The 21,471-nt window shown below is 59.0% G+C and carries 20 protein-coding genes and 5 pseudogenes; 14 read left to right on the forward strand and 11 right to left on the reverse strand.

The genetic code is table 11. The features are described 5' to 3' along the window. Positions 1-135: 135 nt before the first annotated feature. Positions 136-648 (forward strand): annotated as a pseudogene (locus F4V60_RS00355) (IS6 family transposase); the annotation flags it as partial. 218 nt (positions 649-866) lie between these two features. On the opposite strand, the gene F4V60_RS00360 reads toward F4V60_RS00355, so the two are convergent. Together F4V60_RS00360 and F4V60_RS00365 are read right to left on the reverse strand one after the other, a co-directional pair. Continuing rightward, positions 867-1,631, reverse strand: coding sequence for a hypothetical protein (locus tag F4V60_RS00360; protein WP_075728830.1), 765 nt, complete (start codon positions 1,629-1,631; stop codon positions 867-869). A gap of 200 nt (positions 1,632-1,831) precedes the next feature. Beyond that, positions 1,832-2,011: a helix-turn-helix domain-containing protein gene (locus F4V60_RS00365; RefSeq protein ID WP_232315993.1), complete on the reverse strand. Its 180-nt coding sequence runs from the start codon at positions 2,009-2,011 to the stop codon at positions 1,832-1,834. A gap of 164 nt (positions 2,012-2,175) precedes the next feature. Here F4V60_RS00365 and F4V60_RS00370 point away from each other — a divergent pair, with 164 nt between their 5' ends. Further along, the gene (locus F4V60_RS00370; protein ID WP_170216869.1) at positions 2,176-2,826 is read left to right on the forward strand and encodes a division plane positioning ATPase MipZ; all 651 of its coding nucleotides are present in this window, start codon (positions 2,176-2,178) and stop codon (positions 2,824-2,826) included. Positions 2,827-2,856: 30 nt separating this feature from the next. Beyond that, positions 2,857-3,465 (forward strand): hypothetical protein, encoded by a 609-nt coding sequence (locus F4V60_RS00375; RefSeq protein WP_075728833.1) that lies wholly within the window; start codon positions 2,857-2,859, stop codon positions 3,463-3,465. Here the strand turns inward: F4V60_RS00375 and F4V60_RS00380 are convergent. Together F4V60_RS00380 and F4V60_RS00385 are read right to left on the reverse strand one after the other, a co-directional pair. Further along, positions 3,462-4,169: pseudogene (locus tag F4V60_RS00380) on the reverse strand (IS6 family transposase). The gene F4V60_RS00375 and the pseudogene F4V60_RS00380 overlap by 4 nt on opposite strands. A 54-nt stretch (positions 4,170-4,223) precedes the next feature. Then, positions 4,224-4,418 (reverse strand): annotated as a pseudogene (locus F4V60_RS00385) (recombinase family protein); the annotation flags it as partial. Positions 4,419-4,769: 351 nt separating this feature from the next. Here F4V60_RS00385 and cmtR point away from each other — a divergent pair. The 3 genes from cmtR (at position 4,770) to F4V60_RS00400 (ending at position 7,419) form a co-directional block, all read left to right on the forward strand. Next, on the forward strand, positions 4,770-5,129 hold the full coding sequence (gene cmtR, locus F4V60_RS00390) for a Cd(II)/Pb(II)-sensing metalloregulatory transcriptional regulator CmtR (protein WP_011013963.1): 360 nt from the start codon (positions 4,770-4,772) through the stop codon (positions 5,127-5,129). Next, on the forward strand, positions 5,087-5,725 hold the full coding sequence (locus F4V60_RS00395; RefSeq protein ID WP_198154417.1) for a cadmium resistance transporter: 639 nt from the start codon (positions 5,087-5,089) through the stop codon (positions 5,723-5,725). Before cmtR ends, F4V60_RS00395 begins: the two co-directional genes overlap by 43 nt. 380 nt (positions 5,726-6,105) lie before the next feature. After that, positions 6,106-7,419 (forward strand): hypothetical protein, encoded by a 1,314-nt coding sequence (locus tag F4V60_RS00400; protein WP_084559090.1) that lies wholly within the window; start codon positions 6,106-6,108, stop codon positions 7,417-7,419. Positions 7,420-7,430: 11 nt separating this feature from the next. Here F4V60_RS00400 and F4V60_RS00405 read toward each other — a convergent pair whose 3' ends face one another. From F4V60_RS00405 to F4V60_RS00415, 3 genes are all read right to left on the reverse strand, one after another. Beyond that, positions 7,431-8,111, reverse strand: coding sequence for a hypothetical protein (locus tag F4V60_RS00405; protein WP_075728837.1), 681 nt, complete (start codon positions 8,109-8,111; stop codon positions 7,431-7,433). 287 nt (positions 8,112-8,398) lie between these two features. Beyond that, positions 8,399-8,719, reverse strand: a complete 321-nt coding sequence (locus tag F4V60_RS00410) for a hypothetical protein (RefSeq protein ID WP_141256083.1) — start codon at positions 8,717-8,719, stop codon at positions 8,399-8,401. A 162-nt stretch (positions 8,720-8,881) separates the two neighbouring features. Then, the gene (locus F4V60_RS00415) at positions 8,882-10,339 is read right to left on the reverse strand and encodes an Abi family protein (RefSeq protein WP_075728838.1); all 1,458 of its coding nucleotides are present in this window, start codon (positions 10,337-10,339) and stop codon (positions 8,882-8,884) included. A gap of 253 nt (positions 10,340-10,592) precedes the next feature. Here F4V60_RS00415 and F4V60_RS00420 point away from each other — a divergent pair, with 253 nt between their 5' ends. The 3 genes from F4V60_RS00420 to fdxA all read left to right on the forward strand — a co-directional run bounded on the left by F4V60_RS00420 (position 10,593) and on the right by fdxA (position 12,115). After that, positions 10,593-10,823: a hexameric tyrosine-coordinated heme protein gene (locus F4V60_RS00420; protein WP_075728839.1), complete on the forward strand. Its 231-nt coding sequence runs from the start codon at positions 10,593-10,595 to the stop codon at positions 10,821-10,823. Positions 10,824-11,184: 361 nt separating this feature from the next. After that, the gene (locus tag F4V60_RS00425; protein ID WP_003859505.1) at positions 11,185-11,520 is read left to right on the forward strand and encodes a cupin domain-containing protein; all 336 of its coding nucleotides are present in this window, start codon (positions 11,185-11,187) and stop codon (positions 11,518-11,520) included. Positions 11,521-11,791: 271 nt separating this feature from the next. Continuing rightward, the gene (fdxA, locus tag F4V60_RS00430; RefSeq protein ID WP_015650335.1) at positions 11,792-12,115 is read left to right on the forward strand and encodes a ferredoxin; all 324 of its coding nucleotides are present in this window, start codon (positions 11,792-11,794) and stop codon (positions 12,113-12,115) included. A gap of 36 nt (positions 12,116-12,151) precedes the next feature. Here the strand turns inward: fdxA and F4V60_RS00435 are convergent. From F4V60_RS00435 to F4V60_RS00450, 3 genes and pseudogenes are all read right to left on the reverse strand, one after another. Further along, a pseudogene (locus F4V60_RS00435) lies at positions 12,152-12,753 on the reverse strand (IS6 family transposase). Positions 12,754-13,044: 291 nt separating this feature from the next. Continuing rightward, a complete protein-coding gene (locus F4V60_RS00445; protein WP_075728840.1) occupies positions 13,045-14,526 on the reverse strand; it encodes a multicopper oxidase family protein in 1,482 nt (493 codons plus the stop codon). A 71-nt stretch (positions 14,527-14,597) separates the two neighbouring features. Beyond that, positions 14,598-15,173: a CueP family metal-binding protein gene (locus F4V60_RS00450; RefSeq protein WP_075728841.1), complete on the reverse strand. Its 576-nt coding sequence runs from the start codon at positions 15,171-15,173 to the stop codon at positions 14,598-14,600. A gap of 404 nt (positions 15,174-15,577) precedes the next feature. On the opposite strand from F4V60_RS00450, the gene F4V60_RS00455 reads away from it, so the two are divergent. From F4V60_RS00455 to F4V60_RS00475, 5 genes are read left to right on the forward strand one after another with little or no spacing between them, the layout of a single operon-like run. Further along, complete coding sequence (locus F4V60_RS00455; protein ID WP_003859491.1) at positions 15,578-16,300, forward strand: response regulator transcription factor; 723 nt, start codon at positions 15,578-15,580, stop codon at positions 16,298-16,300. Then, positions 16,297-17,496 (forward strand): sensor histidine kinase, encoded by a 1,200-nt coding sequence (locus tag F4V60_RS00460; protein ID WP_075728843.1) that lies wholly within the window; start codon positions 16,297-16,299, stop codon positions 17,494-17,496. Before F4V60_RS00455 ends, F4V60_RS00460 begins: the two co-directional genes overlap by 4 nt. A 58-nt stretch (positions 17,497-17,554) precedes the next feature. Further along, positions 17,555-17,887: a heavy-metal-associated domain-containing protein gene (locus F4V60_RS00465; RefSeq protein ID WP_075728844.1), complete on the forward strand. Its 333-nt coding sequence runs from the start codon at positions 17,555-17,557 to the stop codon at positions 17,885-17,887. A 50-nt stretch (positions 17,888-17,937) separates the two neighbouring features. Further along, positions 17,938-20,157: a copper-translocating P-type ATPase gene (locus F4V60_RS00470; RefSeq protein ID WP_075728845.1), complete on the forward strand. Its 2,220-nt coding sequence runs from the start codon at positions 17,938-17,940 to the stop codon at positions 20,155-20,157. Between the two features lie 52 nt (positions 20,158-20,209). Beyond that, positions 20,210-20,872, forward strand: a complete 663-nt coding sequence (locus F4V60_RS00475; RefSeq protein WP_006840777.1) for a DUF305 domain-containing protein — start codon at positions 20,210-20,212, stop codon at positions 20,870-20,872. 364 nt (positions 20,873-21,236) lie between these two features. On the opposite strand, the pseudogene F4V60_RS00485 reads toward F4V60_RS00475, so the two are convergent. After that, positions 21,237-21,471, reverse strand: a pseudogene (locus tag F4V60_RS00485) (heavy metal translocating P-type ATPase); the annotation flags it as partial.

The raw sequence follows: 21,471 nt of genomic DNA on the forward strand, positions 1-21,471 counted from the left end.
GCTCCACCAAAGCCTGGGATACCGAACCCCAGCCGAGGTGGAAACCGAATTTTGGAAGCAGAACTTGCCACAGGCAATAATGGAAATCAAGGCAAATGCCTAGGAACAAAACCCGGGGCACTTCAGTTCTCCGATTCCTGGCGGGTTGATGAGACCTACATACGGGTCGGTGGGAGATGGTGCTACCTCTACCGGGCAGTCACCGCAGACGGTCGAACCTTGGATTTCTACATGTCCACTAAGCGCAACACGGCAGCAGCGACACGGTTCCTGGGTAAAGCACTGCGTTGTGCTGGTCACCGCAGCCGAAACGGTGAGTGCCCCGGTGGGCCTAGGGTGATCTGCACCGACAAAGCACCCACCTACGCAGCGGCGATCGCAGCGCTGATCGACGAGCATAAGCTGTCGACGACAGTGGAGCATCGGCAGGTGAAGTACCTCAACAACGTGATCGAGGGGGATCACGGCCGGCTCAAACGGATCCTGGGTCCCAAGGGTGGCGGGTTCAAGACCCCGGTGTCTTCCTACCGGACGCTACAAGGAATGGAGGCGATGCACGCGCTGCGCAAAGGCCAGGGCAGGATGTTCGCCTTCGGGTGTGCGAACCCGGATGTGGTGATCGTGGCGAAAGCCTTCGCAGACGCCTGAGAGACCAGGGCTACGGGGGGGGTGGACCGCCTTCTCGATCGGCGACCGGGCACCGCCAGCTCAACTTTGCAACAGCACCGATGAGACGGGATCTGTCATGGGAGTGAGGCTTACTCGTCCCACGGGTCGAACGACTCTTTATCCTTGTGCCCACACGCGCTGCATGCGTCAAACGTCAGGTATCCTTCGATGCCATTGCGTTGATCCACGTACCCTGTCTACCCGAAGCGATATGAAGCGCATTTGGGGCAGCGTTCTGGGGCGCGTCGAGACAACTTGATCATCGCCATTGAGAACGCGTCAAAGACATTGCTCGTGGCGTCCAGAATTATCTCCGCATCCCATACCGTTGCACTACTGTCGTGTTGGAGCTCGACTGCCATGTCCCAAGTTTTGTACGCTACTTCCCGCAGGTAGCGTCGCTTACGCCCTGTGGCGAGGCTCTTTGAGTAGAGGTCCGCCCACTGCCTAAAGTCAGCGGCCTTCGGACGCTCGTTGTTGGTCTCGACGATCCATGTCTCATCTTGATGCTCTCGCCCAAACGCAATGAGTGCATCTCGACACTTGATGCCAATGCTCTGGAAGTCCTCAGCCTCGCGTGCGGTGTTGAGAGCGGCGACTGCATCTTCGTACCGGCGCCATGCGGCGCCAACCCGATCACGCCGATCATCGTCTGTCTCTACCCGGTCTCTGTCCATCATGCGCATCATGATGCCGATATGGAACGAGAAGGTCTCATCGTAGCTAGGGAAGCGTCCTTGCATGTAGAGGTTAGTCGGGTTTGTGATGACCCACCATCTCTCATCCTGGTTCGTGTGAACGTCGAACACTTCGTAGTCCGATCCCATCACGCGGTACGTGTTCACACGTTGGACGATCGTCACCTCGGTCAGTTCCTCGGCGTCCGCAACTGCCTTGTTCAACTGCCCTTCGACGTAGTCGGCGATACTACGCCACTCGTGTTCCGCGAGGTCTGTACTCATTGCCCCATGGTACGTATAGCATCCGTGTCATCTAGGCCGCGGTCTAGGCGCCCCACGGGCCTCAGTTCATGCATCAGACCCGTTGGCAACCTGGCTTGATCCCTCTGCGGCACAGTGGATAGCCACCAATTCCAGACTCCCCGAATTACGGACCAGCAGACCGTAGCTAAAGGTATAGCCATATGGCTATATCCCTGTATTTAAACTACTCCCGGGTTTCTCCTGAGTCCTGTAATGAGTACAGCGGCATCGATTTTAAGAACGGTGGCGAGCGTGAGCAGATTGAGTATCGAAAGGTTCCGTTCCCCACGCTCAATAGAGCTGACATAGGTGCGGTGAAGGCCACAGAGGTGAGCAAGGGATTCTTGTGACAACCCCATATCTGTACGGGCGGTTCGAACCCTGAGTCCTACTGCCTTTAGTAAATATTTATCTTCATTCACCCACTAATGATTGGGTGGCGCACTCGTAGAGTCGACAGACTATAAGTATCATTTTGGGAAATGGTCTGGAATACAACGGAAGGCAGAATATGATCCTCTTGGTGGCAAACTTAAAAGGCGGGATGGCACGAACCACAATATCTGTGATGCTTGCCAGGGCTTATGCCGAATCCAGTGAACGGGTAGTCCTTGCAGATGTAACTTGTGATGGAGACTCTGCCCGCTACGTCGACATTATGAAAGAAAAGCACGGGCTTGCCCTGCCGTTTGAAGTGCGTGAATTTCCGAGTGATCCGTATGAGCAGAATTATGATGCCGCCAAAGACGGTGCCAAACTTCGTGAGAGCATTCAGTCCCTCAAGGAATCGCTGGGTAATAACGGCATTGTCGTTGTTGACACTAACTCCCACCATGAAGAATCGCTCCGGAGTCTTGACCGTATTGCCGATCTTGTAGTTGTCCCATACGACTACTCCGGCACTGCGTTTAAGCCAACGCTTCGCACGCTGGATGCTTTGACTGCTCCTACCACGGTGCTCCCGTATCGAAGGTTCTCAACGATCAATGAAGGTGATGAGACCCTTTTGCATCGAGTGGTTAAGAAAGCCTCTCACTTGTCGAATGCCATTTTAACCAGAGACGAGAAATACGAAATATGCGATATTCCAGATTCCACAGTTGAATACGACCAGTTGGCCACCGATCTGCTAAAGCAAGGACACTTCACACATCCACTAAAATCAACAGACTAAGCCTCTGTGGAAAAGCGCATTCTTTAAGGGATGCAATATCTAGAGGCGAGACTATTAGACTTGGTAAGCCTTAATATTCGAGGAGCTGTCCTGTCCCTTTCTCCCTATGTAACCGCAATCGACGCTTATATGAGCTGGTCTCGCCATGGATTCTTTCACCCTGAGTACAATCCGTCAGCGATTAAAAACAACCCTGGGCTCTACGATTCGCTGAAGATATTTACCTGCTTATCCCAAAACGTCGACTGGGGCGAGCAGGGACAAGCATCTAGAGGGTTGCGGTCTTTGTCTCAATTCATCAGGATGGCTGGCTACGATAGTTTTTCGGATGAAGGCGATTTTGCCCGGATAATTTCTGACATCCGCACTGCTTGCAGGGAAGACGGGTTCGAGTTTAGAGAAGATCCTTACACAATCACTCACGGCGAAGCCATCGCCTTAAATGAGCTTAATCTCGACGGATTATCGACCACGGAGGGAATCTACCGAAAAATAAAGCAGCTCAACAGGGTATTAGTCCAGGATAAGGACAATCTTGAGGTAATCGGATTCTCTAAGGTGCTGTTGCAAAGTTGGGGGGAGAGCAGCGAAGACTCAGTTTCTCATTCCCTGATGGCCGCTGCGTGTGGGCGTTGTTAGGCCGTCTCGAAGACCCGGTTGACGATCACCGCGTCCGGGTTCGGTTGCCCGTGAGGTCAAACATCGTGCCTTGCCCTTTCCGCAATGAGTGCATCGCCTCCATCCCTTTCAACGTCCGATATGCAGATGTCCGGTTTTTGAACGCCCCTTTCGGCCCGAGGATCCGTTTCAGCCGCCCATGATCTCCTTCAATGACGTTATTGAGGTATTTCACCTGCCGGTGTTCCACTGTTGGCGGGCAGATTCCCTCTGACTTCAACTCGGCGATTTCCTTGGCCAGAGCTGGTGCCTTGTCGGTGTTGATGACCCGCGGGGACCCGGCTGTCGTATTCGATCGCAGCGTCTTGGCCAGGAAACGCTTCGCTGCGGCCACGTTCCGCTTCGGAGAGAGGTAAAAGTCCAGGGTCTGGCCACCGGCGGTGATCGCCAGATCAGAGGTAGCACCACCTGCCGCCGACCCGGATATAGGTCTCATCCACCCGCCAGGAACTGGCCTGCCAGTCAGGTACCTGCCGGTACCACCGTGTTTGCTTGTCCAGCTCAGGGGCGTATTTCTGGACCCAGCGGTAGATCGTGGTGTGATCGACTGGCACGCCACGCTCGGTCATCATTTCCTCGAGGTCCCGGTTGCTGACCCCGTAGCGGCAGTACCACCGCACCGCCCACAGGATGACCTCGCGAGGGAAATGACGACCGGAGAAGATACCCCATGGCTGTGATTATTTCACGTCGCTCTTCCTACTGCCCCAACTTTGCAACAGCACCTGGACGACGATGACGTCACCCTCGCGGGCTTGCTCGAGTGCCTTCTTAAGCCCGGGCCGATTGGTGGTGGAGCCGGATTTCTTATCGATATAGATATATCTATCCTCGATGCCTTCACGGCGTAAGGCGCCGATTTGTCGGTCCAGGTCTTGTTTCATTGTTGATACCCGGGCGTAGCCGATGTCCATGACAGGAATCGTACCAGAAGTATATTCAGCAGCAGATAATATGGGATGGGGTTGTGGGATAACTTCTGGAACAGGGTCGTCCTGGGACAACGTGTTTTCGGCTTAGTGCTACCAAGGGTGTTCCACTTCCTTGGAAGTGGGACACCTTGATCGGTACGTGGGTCGCCGCTGGTCTGGGCCGGAAGCTGCCGGCAATAGCCCTCACCTTTAAATCACGTCGGGAACACCGCCAACTAGGCAGCCGCTTCCTTCCTGCGCAGTGAAGGCCTCAGCCTGAAAGTGCAGACGACCTCTGGCAACGACGCCACCCCATGTCGAAGTTAGTTCAGCAACAGGTGTATAGTTCAGCACATGCTGACTATTGCTTCTCGTCTAGACGTGATGAACCGGTTGGGTCGGGCCATGGCGGATCCGACTCGTTCCCGCATTCTCCTGGCGCTGCTGGAGGGGCCGGCCTACCCGGCCGCTCTCGCCCAGGATCTGGAACTGACGCGCTCGAACGTGTCGAACCATCTCGCCTGCCTGAGGGACTGCGGAATTGTTGTCGCCGAACCGCAGGGGCGACAGACCCGCTACGAGATCGTTGATGCTCATCTGGCGCAGGCGTTGAACGCGTTGCTGGATATCACCCTGGCCGTCGATGACAACGCCGAATGCATCGACGCCGGATGCGCCGTACCTGGGTGTGTCACTGGACAGGAGAGTGCGTAGTGGTAACCGGTCTACTGTCGGCGATTGGTCTGTTTATCGCCACCAATATCGACGACATCATCGTGCTCTCGCTGTTTTTTGCCCGCGGGGCGGGGCAAAAAGGGACCACGCTTCGGATTCTGGCTGGTCAGTACCTCGGCTTCATGGGCATCCTCGCGGCCGCAGTCCTGGTCACGCTGGGGGCAGGAGGATTCCTACCTGCTGAGGCGATCCCGTACTTCGGACTAATTCCCCTGGCCCTGGGACTATGGGCGGCCTGGCAGGCCTGGCGAAGCGATGATGACGACGATGATAATGCGGAGATCGCCGGGAAAAAGGTGGGTGTGTTGACCGTCGCCGGTGTGACGTTTGCCAACGGTGGCGACAATATCGGCGTCTACGTCCCGGTCTTCCTCAACGTGGACACTGCCGCCGTCATCATCTACTGCATCGTTTTCCTCGTCCTGGTGGCAGGCCTGGTCCTGCTGGCAAAGTTCGTGGCCACCCGCCCGCCCATCGCAGAAGTCCTTGAGCGCTGGGAGCACGTGCTGTTCCCGATCGTCCTGATCGGCCTGGGCATCTTCATCCTCGTCAGCGGCGGCGCCTTCGGCCTCTAATAAGCCCATCCCGAGCGCCCGGGTGGCCTATCCAGGTGTTACCATCGGCGTCGACTGAACCGCCATTCGAAGCTGCGGAAAACCGCCAAACGAAGCTGCAAGTCACAAGTAGAAATAGTGGGATCAAAAGTGTCTCAATAGGGTATGCCCTGATAGACAAGATTGTGTAGCAGAAAGTGTCTGAAATACGGGCCACCAGGTAGTCAGAAAATGCCCTACACACGGTCTCCGTGGCTGGCGGTCACAGGAGCCGGCTACAGGGCAGGATACGAACCTGGAACACAGACACAGGTGGCTGGACAGAGAAAAGAACCCCGGGATTAGTGTTGTTAGCGTTACCGCCGTCTATTATGGACATCAATATGGGGAAAGGACCAGACGTGACCACTGAGAACAAAGCACTCGTCCCGGTATGGGCGCTCGCTACGGAGGCCGTGAACCTGCCAAACATCCTCAGTGAGGAGGGCATGACCCCGGCTCGACTCTCAGAATTGAGAGCTGTCCTGGCAACCCTGGCTGATTCCCCCATCGCCACGTTGGAGGCGCATCCGATTTCCACTCGGCAGGAACGCAGCGGCGGGATTCCGCTTCAGGCAGCCAGTCCACTGGCTCAGCAGCTGTCCAACCTAGTGGCGCAAACAAAGACGTCAGTGCCTTCGATGCTGAACGAAGCCCCTTCCGGTGAGGTGCTCTACCGGATGGTGGTGCCGGCGAAGGTCGCCGCCCAGGTCGGTACAGGACTCGTCACGCCCATGAAATCTCAGGCTGTGGCTGGGGGTGTCTACAGCGCGCTGCGCGATTCCACCGGCATCGTGGCCAAAGCCACGTTTGTGCCTGTTAGTGGCAAAGCTGCCGTCGCTGGTGCCGCCTCAGGCTCGGCCGCTACCGCTGGGGTCGCCGCGGCAGGTGCCGGGGCGATGACAGTAGCTGCGCCGCTTGTGCTCATGGCCGTAGCAGTCGGTGTGAGCGCTCATGCGGAGCGTCAACGCCAGGAATCGGTCGAGCGGATCACTGATCTCCTGGAACAGTTGCATGAAGACAACCTCAAAAATGAGCGCAGCGAATTAGACGGTTGCCGTGATGCGATCGATATGGCGACCGCGATTCTTCTTGACCAGGGAAGAATCGGTTTATCGCTCGGACTGGATTCGGCGTCACATGCGATCAGCGCAGCAAGCTCGCGCAGCGAGGAGCGGCTGAAGACATGGCAAAAGTCGCTGGATGCCTTGCCAGAAGGCCCAGTCGAAATTAAGGCTCTGACAGAGGCGTTCCCCAGTATCAATGAGGAAGGCGGCGAGTTCCGCACACACCTGGAGCTCGCCCGACTTACCATCGCGCTCAAACGTCGGCTCATCGTGCTTCAAGCAGTGGAGCATACTCAAGCGGAGGAAACCGGTAACCTATTCCAGAGCTTCACTGCAGCGTTGAACAAGAATGCCCGTCGCATCAATGAGCTGGAGGCAGGCATCAATTCAGTCCTACTTCACCTGTCGACTCTTGAGCTGAAGCGGGCCCGGGGAGTTCGAAACTTCATGTTCACTCAAGGTGATGTCGACGAGCTGCTCAATGTCGTCTATCGTCTCCGCGCCTTGGGCAACAACATCAACACCAACGTTCCCCAAGCTGACATCGCAATCGAGATCGAACGAAGCAGCGACGGATCACTCGTGGTGTTTCCTCCGGAGGCTGCTTGACCATTGGCTGGTCAGCGCGTTTCTTGTTGACTATCACCACGGCTAGATATAGCTCTCTGGTGAAGCCAGATGGCATGATCAAAATGGTGAAGCTCAATGTGTGGATAGGCCGCCACCTGTACGGCTTCCACGAGTCGCCGGGCAGTGTGGGCGTCCACAGGAGCTAGTCCTGCTTCGGCTAGAGCGGTGTCGACGAAGCGGCAGATCATGGTGTCGGCTTTGATGCCAGGTTGCCCCAGGAGCATCGTGAGGTACTCGTAGGTCACCCATCCCAGCCCCTTCACGGTGATGTAGGCACTTTTGTGATCCGGGTTGGATGCCTGAAGGTGGCTTGCGTTCTTGACTGGTGGATCCAGCGAGAGAAAGTTCTCGACAGCTTCGACAACGCACACACTCTTGTAACGGCCAGCACTCTTGCCGTTACCCATGACTTCTCGAATCGCCTGCTCACCCAGCGAACTGAGCTGTTCAAGGTCATTGGCTGCCTCTGGGTACGCACTACGGAAAGCTCGCACCCTGTTCAGGACGCCCTTGGTCGGATCCTTTGCCAGGTAATCGGCCTGAATGGAATAAACCGCGTCTACCAAGGCTATTCCAATCTGATCTGGCCATCCGTCCGGAATCGTTGCGAAATGAATTTCGTCAATGTTTTTGACTGCGTTCGTAACTGTCTCAACGGACTGTGGGTTCATCACATTTTCCTTTCTGTCAGCGTAACGTTGCCTGATTACACGATGCAGCGTTGTATTCAGAAGCAGTATCACCGCCTAATAGCAGGCTGTTTTACGAAGAAAAGACAACATCCCGGGAGCTATAGCTAAGTCGTACCAGAAGCTCGATGCCACTGTCGAGCGTGCCTACGGGCTAGAGACTGGATGCGACGAGAATGAGATCGTGGAGTTTTTGCTCCAGCTGTATAGCAGCGCGGTCAGCGCCGATAAGTAACGCTGCCCGGAGCAGGGAATACTGTATTGCACAGTTATTCTTTGTGACGATCTTGCAGGGACTTGTTGACCGCTTCTTGGATCTGTTTGACAGTCAGCCCTTCGAGATCATCCATAGAGTAGTCGGCAAGTCCACCACGGCGTGCCTCTTCGCGGGCGACTGTCAGAACGAGGGTGTGCATAGCGTTGATCTGCGCGACGCGATCATTCATCTCGTGGAACTGGTTATTATCGTGGAAGTCGTCATAACGATCGAGAACCTGGACAATGGGACGATCAGTGAACGAATAACGATCGACACTGTGTTCGTGGCCACGTCGCCACTGACTGAAGTAGCTGGGCCTAAACTCGGACAAGGGGGACGAGGATTTAATAAAAGTGCGATATTAAGTGTACCTGTACCTATCCATCCCACTTCTAATGCATGGTGTATTAAATGATCATTTGGGGCATGCCCCAGAGTAACTATTATAAATGTTCTTTATTTAAAGCGGTGGGCATAGTGACTCGCTGTAAATCTATCCGTCGTCTCTCTGGTCGAGCAGATTGTCGATGACTTCCTGAGTAAGGACTCCCTTCTCAAGCGCCTTTCGTGGGCTAAGGTCTCCAAGTAGGAGTCCTTTCGGGGTAGTCCACCAGTTCAACGTGCTCCACCGATCTTCCTCTGAGGCCTGTCCCCCATTCAACAAGCGTCGGTTAACAATGATCACAGTTGGGAAGAGGTCCCCGCTTTGCATATCAAACTGGAATGACGGGTAGCGATGAGCTTGAGTTCCCGGAACGGATAATGCAGCACCGTTTTTACGATAGTAATTCAACAACCCTCGACGCTTATTACCACTTTCTTTAATGTGAAGCGCATTAGCAGCATCTGATGTGTACAGCAGATCGACATCTCGCAACATATCTGCTTGACGAGCCAGTTCCTCATCTCTTGCATAATCACTTTTCCAAACATTTTGATTCTCCCACCTATTTGGAAAACCCATGGACTCTAGCCTGTCGGGTCGTTCCTCCGCAAAATCCGTAACGAGCGTGAGGATTCTGTTACGTGTTCCATTCGAATAATCAATACGTGCAAGCAGATATGTAATAAGCACGAGAGTTCCGTAAAAGCGGCTGGCTGCACGTGAAACGGAGCGAGCTCCAACATCAATCTCTTCCGCTCCTTGGAGATGTCTCATCTCTTCAACCGCATCCGGGGCCGAAATAGGAGCGGTATGGTTTCGATTCCACAGCCGAGCATGATGGGCACAGTAGTTGCGGGTCTGACGTAAATGTTCTAACCAACTTGAAAAAGCATGGGCATCACCGTTCCCGTCTTCCTGATAGACGTCGAAATCAACTGCGATCTGTTGGCGATCCCGCTGCGTCATAGCATTAAACAGGCGGTTAAGGTGACCGAAAGTCATGGTTTCCGTAGCGGTCCACACCGGCAATGGCTTCCCGTAGTGGGAATTAAAATGCGCGATAAAAGCTTCACTCGAAATAGACTCGTTCCGAGCTTGCTTCCGCATCCACTGTTCGTGGTCACTCTCGCACCACTCACAACCCGCCGAGCAATTAGGATTATTTGATTCTCGCAGCTTCTTCTGAATCCAATCAGGATCCAATTGAGCGCCATCATTATGGGCGAATGGCCCTCGTCGTCCGAGAAGATGTCCAATTCGAAATCGTATAGCCACTTCTATTTGAGAAATAGCATGAAGCACTTCCACACGTAGCCGCTCATCAAAACGGTAGATTTTGAGTACTTCATCGAGAGTTGTGCCTTCAACAAAATCTGAAGGCCGTGCTTCCCCTACTTCTTCTGGCCATTTTCGAAACGGATACCAGTAGCCAGATAAGCGGTAGTATCCAATTGCCTGCAACTCCCGATAGGCCCGCTTCTTGTCCGCAAATATCATGCCTCGCTCACGCAAGCGATCGATCTGACTGTCTATATCGAGAAAAGGTTTATTATACGTGCTAGCCATCTTGCCAGTATAAAGAGAACTGGCCGCCTTCCCTTATCGAGAATGACGACCAGTCGTGATAGCTCTATCTTAATCCAGAGAGGACGCTTTTTCTAATCTAGGACAGAAGAATTTATATCCTAGAGGTACGGAAACAGGCGAGGTGGCAGGAACGACCTGCAGGCGCACCCCTTTGGTCGCGAAGGTTTCCTGGGCCGCGGTGGCGGTGGTGTGAATAAGCTCGCCGAGGGGTCAGGTCCATGTGGAGGCAACCATGGCGCTTGTGCCGGATAACACCTTGATCACCCAGACTCCTGAACAGGGTCGCGAATTGGCTATCATGCTGGCGCGGAAGACCAGCGGAGCAATCCAACCAGATGCCGAAGTCCGAGAGACGTTACGACCGGGTTATGCCACGAACGCGGATTCTTTGACCATGGCCGGCCATGTCGTCGCCATCGAGTTCGCTACCGTCGCCGCCGCCAACAATTACTGGCGAGCTTAAGTCCCTGACGTGTGGCAAAGAGCGATCCCTGACCGGCTGCTGGTTTTGACCATCACGATCAACCGCAATCGAAGAGCTTGCGCAATGGGTCGGATGTAGTTGACTCGTCGCGTGATGCTGCAATAAACTTGCATTCCTCATGAATAATCGTCGCCCATCTCGATGTCAGTGACCGAAACCAAGCGCTGACCGCTATCCTGCGCATCGGCCCGCCCACGGAGGATCCCTACCACTGACACGTCAGAGTCCACTTCTTTACGTACTGCGCTAACTTCTCGGGCCATCAGGGAAGGCGCATGAACAAAAACATCGTCTCCTCACCATTCGATGCTTCCCAGACCGGCTCCGAAAGGTTGTTTATATGCACAAAATATCGATCGAGGCCCTCGCCCGCAAGCAACTTAAAGAGGCCGTCGCCGCCCCTAGTGCTCGTGCCGCCGATACCGTCTTCGGCGGGCACGAAAAAATTCTGCGGCAGACCGTCGTCGGGATACGTCAGGGTGCCGAGCTCGGAGAGCGCGACAATCACGATGAATCCACGATTTATGTCCTACAAGGGCGTGTCCAACTCAGGACGGGCGATGAGACCTGGATAGGTCGCAGCGGTGATCTGTTGATCGTGCCGCGATCTCGGCACAGCCTCGAAGCAATCGAGGACTCCGCTGTTTTGATCACCATTGCCAAACTGACGCAATAAGAAAGATAGGGACTTCCCCTGGGGTGTTTGAGCCCGCCGAGGGTCCGTCTTCCGCGGCGAGACCATGGACCGGCACCGTTCGATCACCAGCCTCCTGCCCCTGATGTTTGTACCAGCATGCGACGGTGACCAACTGACCGGTTCCACTATCCTTACCGTTACTGGCGGCGGGGATAATCGAAAATATGTGCCCCTTGGTGAAGGGTCGGGGAGCTAATAGGATGACAGTGAACCTATTTTCCACGTCTTTATCCGTAGTATTGGAGATCCGATGACCTACACAATCGCCCAGCCCTGCGTTGATGTCCTGGATCGAGCCTGCGTCGAGGAATGTCCCGTGGACTGCATCTACGAGGGCAAACGGATGCTCTACATCCACCCCGATGAGTGCGTCGACTGCGGTGCCTGCGAGCCCGTCTGCCCAGTTGAAGCCATCTTCTACGAAGACGATGTTCCCCACGAATGGTGGGACTACACCGGCGCTAACGCCGCCTTTTTCGACGACCTCGGTTCGCCAGGCGGTGCCGCCAGCCTGGGTCCGCAGGACTTCGACGCCCAGCTCGTCGCGGCTCTGCCGCCACAGAACCAGAACTAGGACCTGATATCGGCCCTAAACGACCTGATATCGGCCCTAACGATATGCAGATGTCCGGTTCTTAAACGCGCCTTTTGGCCCGAGGATCCGCTTCAGCCGACCATGGTCGCCTTCCAGGATGTTGTTGAGGTATTTCACCTGCCGGTGTTCCACTGTTGGCGGGCAGATTCCCTCTGACTTCAACTCGGCGATTGCCCTGGCTAGGGAGGGTGCTTTATCGGTGTTGATCACTCTGGGATACCCGGCTGACGCATTGGATCTGAGGGCCTTGGCCAGGAAACGCTTCGCTGCGGCCACGTTCCGCTTCGGAGAGAGGTAAAAGTCCAGGGTCTGGCCACCGGCGGTGATCGCCAGATCAGAGGTAGCACCACCTGCCGCCGACCCGGATATAGGTCTCATCCACCCGCCAGGAACTGGCCTGCCAGTCAGGTACCTGCCGGTACCACCGTGTTTGCTTGTCCAGCTCAGGGGCGTATTTCTGGCCCCAGCGGTGAGAATCGTGGTGTGATCGACCGGCACGCCCCGCTGAAGTCATCATTTCCTCCAGATCGCGGTAGCTCACCCCGTAGCGGCAGTGACCTGCGCACTGCCCACAGGATGATGTCACGGGGGAAATGCCGACCGGAGAAGATGCCCATGGCTCTGATTATTTCACGCCGGTCTTTCTACTGCCCCAACTTTGCAACAGCACCCTTTCTACTGCCCCAACTTTGCAACAGCACCCACGGCGGTGAGCACCGCGGCAACCGCGATGGCGGCCCTGCGGGGTGTGCTCGGCATGGATTAGATCTCCTTATTCCGGGGCGGTGGGGAAGAAGACGGTGTTCTGGTTGTCCCGGAAGACCACAACACCGAGGAAGGTCATCGTGCTGCCCGGTGGAAAGTCTGCAGCGACCCAGCTCACCCCAGCGACCGACCATGCTGTGGGGTTAGGCGTACCGCAGGGAACTCATCATCCCGGTTTCCTGGTGATAGGCGTTATGGCAGTGAAACGCCCACTCACCGGGGTTGTCAGCGATCAGGTCGGCGATCATGGTTTCACCGTGGCGGAGAAGGACGGTGTCCTTGCGTAGCCCGCCGCTGCCGGGCAGCGCCCACGTGTGGCCGTGGATGTGCATGGGATGGGGCATCATGGTCCTGTTGCGCATGACCATCCGCAGGCGCTGGCCCTCCTGCACGGTCGCGGAGGAGGATTGGCCGTCGGTGAGAATGCTCCATTCATACGGCATCATCTGCCCGCCCAGGTCGATGCTGACTTCTCGGTCTGGTGTGCCCTCGGGCAGGAGTGCACGGTCTGCTGGCTTCAGGGAGGACAGAAGCAGTCCGGTGGACGACAACTCGGGGAAGTCGACATCGGGGCGGGGGGCCTGGCCGCCGGCGGTGCGGATGACGGCGAAGGCGCGGTCGTCCTTACCCACCGCCAAAGCCGTGAGCGGGAAGATGCCGTCGCCGAGGATGACCTCGACGTCGACACGCTCGCCCATCGACAGGTAGATCGATTCGGTCTCCCAGGGCTGGACAGGGAAGCCGTCGGTGTGGGTGACGGTCATGCGGTGGCCACCGAGGGCCACCTTGAAGATGGTGTCACCGCCGGAGTTTATAAACCGCAGGCGGGCCTTGTCGCCCGGGCGGGCTTCGAAGGTCCGGTGAGCACGGGGGATACGTCCGTTGATGAGGTAGTGCGGATACATCACATCACCGACATCTCCGCCCAGTACCCGGTCCGGGGTGCCGTGCATCATCTGGCCGTGACCTCCCATTCCCATCCTCCCGTTATGGTCGTCCGAGCCCATTCCGGTGAGCTTGTCGAGCTCATCGTCGGGAGTGCCATGAATGCCATCGACCCAGTCGTCGAGCACGATGGTCCACTCGACGTCCTGGTCCTCAGCGTCTTGCGGGTCACGGATGATCAGTGGGGCGTGGAGGCCGCGATCAAGCTGCAGGCCGGTGTGGGAATGGTAGAAGTAGGTGCCACCGTGGGGGACTTCAAAAACATAGGAGAAAGACTCGCCAGGTTCAATGGGGTCCTGGGTCATGCCGGGCACACCGTCGGCTGCGTTGTGGAGTGCGATGCCATGCCAGTGGATGGAGGTGCTCTCAGGCAGTTCATTGGTGATATCGACCTGGAGGACGTCGCCGGCGGTGGCCTCAATGGCCGCATCCCCGGTGTCAGAGACGTATCCCCACGTCTTGGCTTCGATGCCGCCGATATCCAGGGAGAGGGGCCGGGCGGTCAGTGTCCGGCGCACCGTCGGATCACCGAGCGCAGTGGGGGTGGGAGTGGGGCGAAGGGAGGGACCTGGTGCCGAGGCAGCGGGTCCAGGGTCGCTGGTGCAGGCGGCCACGGCCCCGGTGCCGGCGAGGACGAGCCCGCCGAGCAGAAACTGTCGTCGGGAAAACGCGTTCGTCATGATTTAACCGTCCTTGGTGCAAGATTTCAGTGACACGGGAGACAGGCGCAGGTGAGGACCCTGCTGAGCCATCACGTCAGGCGCAGGTCTGTGACACAGGTGGCACCGTCGTCGGTGGTGGAAAACTCCGTGGTGCCGGTACGCCCCTGGTAGCTGACCTCAATCAGGCCGGTGGCATCATCGGGAAGCCAGAAGCCAATAAACCCGTTGTCGAAGGTGGTTGTCGCCTCGTCCACCAGCACCTCACCGGTCGCCTCATCGGTGATCGTGACCTGGATATCCTCATTGTCGAGTTCCCCCAGGCAGGTCGTGAGGCTGTGGTAGAAGCAGTCGTGGGTGGAGGTGAGATAGGGTGCGATCGAGACATACGTCTGATTGTCGGGAAGATCGACCACGACTTCCTGGTCATCGCTCGAGAGCAGCAGTTCATCGGCACGCACTGAGGCGATCAGATCCGTGGGACGCTCAGTGACCTTCTGCCGGTCGAGGTGATCAATGATCTCCACCGCGTCCATGGCGGCCAGGCCATGGGTAGTCAGGAATGTATCCTGGGACACCGTCCCGTCGGCGGTGGGTTCCGGGTCGGCGGCCGAACACCCCGTGAGGGCGAGGGCAAGGGCGGCGGCTGCGATCGCTGCTCGTTTCACGTCAATCTCCTTGGATCGTGGTAAGACCGTGAGAAGACACCGCCTCAAGGTCGATGCCATATCTTTATCTAGCACGGGTGCCTGACGGACTAGAAATCAAAAACCCTGCTCACAGCCTTATAACAGGGCGAAAAGGGGGTGAATTCGGTGGGCTGGGTCACCACCGGGACACCACCCCACAGCCGTGGGCGATGTCCTTCTACCCGCCCCGGGTATGCGGTGCAGGCAGTGAAATCCCTGGTGGCGCCTGCTGAACCGACCAGGGGAGGCGATGCCGTCGGCCCGGGGTGGGGCACAGGGGTGACGGCGGTCGAAGGGTGATGTTTGAAGATTTGATGAAGATTTCCCCGCCGGGCACTGAGCGAGGGTGGTATTCCCCCCTGGCCGGAGCGATACTGGGGTCTATGGCTGACCGCACACCGACCACCGCCACGCCCCCGGGGCGGGTGCTGGTCGTCGATGATGAACAACCCCTGGCTCAGATGGTGGCCTCCTACCTCATCCGGGCCGGCTTCGATACCCGCCAGGCGCACACCGGCACCCAGGCCGTGGACGAGGCCCGTCGCTTTTCCCCCGATGTTGTGGTGCTGGATCTGGGGCTGCCCGAACTCGACGGCCTGGAGGTGTGCCGACGGATCCGCACCTTCTCGGACTGCTACATCCTCATGCTCACCGCGCGTGGCAGCGAGGACGACAAGATCAGCGGTTTGACCCTGGGGGCGGATGACTACATCACCAAACCTTTTAGCATCCGGGAACTGGTGACCCGGGTGCATGCGGTGCTGCGCCGCCCGCGCACCAGCACCACCCCACCGCAGGTGACCACCCCCTTGATCGTTGGTGACCTCATCCTTGACCCCGTCGCCCATCAGGTGCGGGTGGGGGAGACGACCGTGGAGCTCACCCGCACGGAGTTCGAGCTGCTGGTTGCCCTGGCCCTGCGCCCCGGCCAGGTGCTGACCCGCCACGACCTGGTCACCGAGGTCTGGGACACCACCTGGGTCGGTGATGAACGCATCGTCGATGTCCACATCGGCAACTTGCGTCGCAAGCTCGGCACCGACACCCGGGGCCGGGGGTTTATCGACACCGTGCGTGGCGTGGGCTACCGGGTGGGGCAGCCATGAATCACGGACCCGGCCTGACCTTCCGCTTCCTGGCCGCCCAGGTGTTGGTCGTGGTGATTAGCCTGCTGGTGGCCGCGGCCGTGGCCACGATGGTGGGCCCGACCCTGTTCCATGATCATATGTTGATGACCGGCCGGGAGGACCCCTCGCGGGAGCTGTTCCATGCCGAGCAGGCCTACCGGGACGCCAACCTGATCACCCTGGCCGTCGCCCTGCCCACCGCCTTGATCAGCGCCCTGCTGGCCAGCCTGTGGTTATCGCGTCGCCTGCGCACCCCCCTGCAGGATCTCACCCGCGCCGCTACCAGCCTGACGGCCGGCAACTACCGTATCCGCGTGCCCGCCGGAGAAGCAGGCCCCGAGGTCGCCACCCTGGCGCATGCCTTCAACACCATGGCCGACCGGCTGGAACACACCGAACAGGTCCGCCGCCAGATGCTCTCTGATCTGGCCCACGAAATGGGCACCCCCTTATCGGTGCTCACGGTCTACCTCGATGGTCTCCAGGACGGGGTCGTGGACTGGAATAATGCCACCCACACGATCATGGCTGACCAACTCACCCGCCTGACCCGGTTGATGGAAGACATCGACGATGTCTCCCGGGCCCAGGAACACCGGATCGATTTGGACCTGGCGGAGGAAGGGCTCGGGGATCTGCTCCATACCGCCGCTGCTGCCGCGGGGGAAGCTTATGCTGACAAAGGCGTCGATTTACAGGTCGAGACCATTACGGACACCGCCCGGGTGCTCGTGGACCGGCAACGCTTCGGCCAGGTGATGAGCAATCTCCTGTCGAACGCGCTACGGCACACCCCGGCCGGCGGGCAGGTCCGGATCAGCGTCCACCGACAGGGGGCGTCCACCGCGCTCATCCACGTCGCCGATGACGGCGAGGGCATCCCACCTGGCCAGCTCGGACACATCTTCGAACGCTTCTACCGGGGGGATGCCGCCCGCAGCCGGGACAACGGCGGGGCCGGTATCGGTCTGACCATCTCCAAGGCATTGATCGAGGCCCACGGCGGCACTCTCACCGCCACCTCTCCTGGCCCCGGTGCCGGATCGGTCTTCACCATCCGTCTTCCCCTGCACCAGGAAAACGTGTCCCTGATGCTCAGTGACCCCACTCCCGGGGACAATAATTCTGATGACCTCGGCAGCGATCCGTATCAACCCCTTGACAATACCCCATAGGGGTATACGATGGGAGGGGAAACCCCGCCTGATCCCCCGATCCCACAGGAGCGATCCGATGACCACCCCGACTTCCCCCTTGCTGCCGCTGGCCTCCGACGGTTGTGGATGCTGCGCGCCCTCTACGCCGTCCGCGACCGTCTCCGCCCCGGCCGTGGCCGCGGCAACCGACGCAACACCTGAAGGTCCCACCACCTACCAGGTCACAGGCATGACCTGCGGACACTGCGCCGGCAACGTCACCGAGGCGGTGAGCGCTCTGCCCCAGGTCGACGACGTCCAGGTCGACCTCATCGCCGGTGGGGTCTCCGTCGTCACGGTCACGGGTTCCGTGCCCCTGGAAACCGTCCACCGGGCGATTGAGGAGACCGGCTACACCGTCTTGTCCTGATCGATTCGCCCATCATCTCGACCCCGACCGGGTTGAGCGAAAGGAACCTCATGAGCACTCCCCACCACCACGGTGATCACCCCGCTCCGGAAACAGACCACACCCACCACCCGAATCATGCCGGTCACGAGCACCATGCGGATGCCGCCACCCACGGCCAGGCCATGCCACACGATCATCCGCATTCCACTGTCGATGAAGAACACCAGGTCCACAGTCACGGTGAACACGCCGGCCACAGCGCCGCGATGTTCCGGGACCGCTTCTGGTGGTCGCTGATCCTGTCGGTTCCGGTGGTGTTCTTCAGCCCGATGTTCGCCGACCTGCTGGGATATAATATTCCGGAGATTCCGGGAGCCTACTGGATTCCTCCGGTCCTGGGCACGATCATCTTCCTCTACGGCGGCACCCCCTTCCTCAAGGGCGCAATGACCGAGCTGAAATCCCGCCAACCGGGCATGATGCTCCTGATCGCCATGGCGATCACCGTGGCGTTTATCGCCTCCTGGGTCACCACCCTGGGGCTGGGCGGGTTCCACCTAGATTTCTGGTGGGAACTGGCCCTGCTGGTGACCATCATGCTGCTGGGCCACTGGCTGGAGATGCGCGCTCTTGGTGCAGCCTCCTCCGCGCTTGACGCGCTGGCAGCGCTCCTGCCCGATGAGGCCGAGAAGGTCGTCGACGGGACCACCCGCACCGTAGCGATCTCAGAGCTGGCCGTCGACGATGTCGTGCTGGTCCGAGCCGGTGCCCGCGTCCCGGCCGACGGGACCATCATCGACGGAGCGGCCGAATTCGATGAGGCCATGATCACCGGCGAATCCCGACCCGTCTACCGGGATACCGGTGAGACCGTGGTGGCCGGCACCGTGGCCACCGACAACACCGTCCGTATCCGGGTGGAGGCCACCGGTGGGGACACCGCCCTGGCAGGCATCCAGCGCATGGTCGCCGACGCCCAGGCCTCCTCCTCCCGGGCCCAGGCCCTGGCCGATCGAGCCGCAGCCTTCCTGTTCTGGTTCGCCCTGATCGCAGCCCTGATCACCGCGGTGGTCTGGACCATCATCGGCAGCCCCGACGATGCGGTAGTCCGCGCCGTGACCGTGCTGATCATCGCCTGCCCGCACGCCCTGGGCCTGGCCATCCCGCTGGTCATCGCGATCTCCTCCGAGCGCGCCGCGAAATCCGGGGTGCTCATCAAGGACCGCATGGCACTCGAGCACATGCGCACCATCGACGTCGTCTTGTTCGATAAGACCGGCACCCTGACCGAAGGCGCACACGCCGTCACCGGCGTGGCTCCGGCCACGGGTATCGCCGAGGGTGAGCTGCTGGCCCTGGCCGCCGCCGCTGAGGCCGATAGTGAGCACCCCGTGGCCCGCGCGATCGTGACTGCCGCGGCCGCACACCCGGAGGCCTCACGCCGCCCACTGCGCGCAACCGGTTTCACCGCCGCCTCCGGCCGCGGGATCCGGGCCACCGTCGACGGTGCCGAAATCCTCGTGGGCGGGCCGAACATGCTACGCGAGTTCAATCTGACCACCCCGGGTGAGCTCGCCGACATCACCGGTTCCTGGGCACAGCGAGGTGCCGGAGTGCTCCATGTCGTCCGCGACGGTGAGATCATCGGTGCGGTGGCCGTCGAGGACAAGATCCGCCCCGAATCCCGCGCGGCGGTGCGCGCCCTGCAGGCCCGCGGGGTGAAGGTGGCGATGATCACCGGTGACGCCACCCAGGTCGCCCAGGCAGTGGGCAAGGATCTGGGGATCGATGAGGTCTTCGCCGAGGTTCTGCCGCAGGACAAGGACACCAAGGTCACCCAGCTGCAGGAGCGCGGTCTGAGCGTGGCCATGGTCGGCGACGGTGTCAATGACGCCCCGGCCCTGGCCCGGGCCGAGGTCGGTATTGCGATTGGCGCGGGTACAGATGTGGCGATGGAGTCCGCCGGGGTGGTCCTGGCCAGTGATGATCCCCGGGCCGTGCTGTCGATGATCGAGCTCTCCCATGCCAGCTACCGCAAGATGGTCCAGAACCTGGTCTGGGCGACCGGGTACAACATCGTGGCCGTTCCGCTGGCCGCCGGTGTGCTCGCCCCCATCGGTGTGCTGCTTCCCCCGGCGGCCGCCGCTATCTTGATGTCCCTGTCCACGATCATCGTCGCCCTCAACGCTCAGCTGCTACGCCGGATCGACCTGGACCCGGCTCACCTGGCTCCGACCGACGGGAAGGAGGAGAAGGCTGCTGTGAGTTCTGTAGCCCCCGTCCGCTGACTTTCAATCCTTCATCGACTCCCCCATACACAACCTCCGAAAGGGAACCCCCATGAAGCGCACCATCACCATCGCCGCTCTCGCCTTGACCTCCACCCTGGTTTTGTCCGCCTGCGCAGATAACACTGAGGGAGAAAACACCGACACCACGACCATCGCCACTACGTCCGCCCCCGACACCACCGAAACGACCGGGGCCACCACGGATCCTGAGACAGAGACGGGGGCGGCCGGAGAGGTCTCCGCCGAGCACAATGACGCGGACATCATGTTCGCGCAGATGATGATCCCGCATCACCAACAGGCCGTGGAGATGAGTGAAATCCTCCTGGCCAAGGACGATATCCCGGCCGAGGTCATCGAGTTCGCCCAGGGTGTTATCGATGCCCAGGGCCCGGAGATCGACCGGATGAATACCATGCTCGAGACCTGGGAAGAAGATCCGGTCACCGGTGATATGGGTGAGATGGACCATGGCGGGATGAGTGGAATGATGAGCGAGGAGGACATGACAGCCCTCGAGGACGCCCAGGGCACCGAGGCTGCCCGGCTCTACCTTGAGCAGATGACCGCCCACCATGAGGGCGCGGTCGATATGGCCCGCGATGAGGTCACTGATGGCCAGAACCCGCAGGCCATCGCTCTGGCTGAGCAGGTCATTGAAGACCAGGAGGCCGAGATCGCCGAGATGGAGCAGATGCTCAACGAGCTCTGAACAAGGACATTCCCCGACCACCCCAGATGAGAAACACGACCATACAACCATCGGGCCAAACCAGGATTTCCGGGAAGGACAATCAGCATGCCGAATAAAATCAAGGTTGCAGTAAACGGGTACGGTGTCATCGGTAAACGTGTAGCCGACGCGGTGAGAGCCCAGGAGGACATGGAACTCCTCGGGGCCAGCGACGTCACCACCGCCATCACGCAGGGCATCTCGGTCGCTGCTCTCCCCCCCAACTTTGCAACAGCACCGTCACAGTGCAGCTACATGAGATCGGGGATCTGGTGCACAGGGGAAAGCCCCACCGGGAAGACCTGGAGGAAAACCGGCGGGGCTGGCTGTGGCGATTGTGTCGTTAGGCGCTCAGCGTCTCCTTCGCGGCGTCAGCAGTACTGACGTCTGCCTTGTCCTTGTCTTTCTTCAGGGTGGGGCGCAGCAGGAGCATCGCGATCGCGATGACGATCAGGACGGAGGCCTCGTGGACGAGCATGCCAATCGACATGGTCACTCCACCGAGCAGGACACCGGCCAGCAGGATCGTGACGGTGGCCAGGGCGATGCCGATGTTGACCCGCATGGTGCGTACCGTG

This window comes from Corynebacterium flavescens, assembly GCF_008693105.1.
In the GTDB taxonomy this organism is placed as follows: domain Bacteria; phylum Actinomycetota; class Actinomycetes; order Mycobacteriales; family Mycobacteriaceae; genus Corynebacterium; species Corynebacterium flavescens.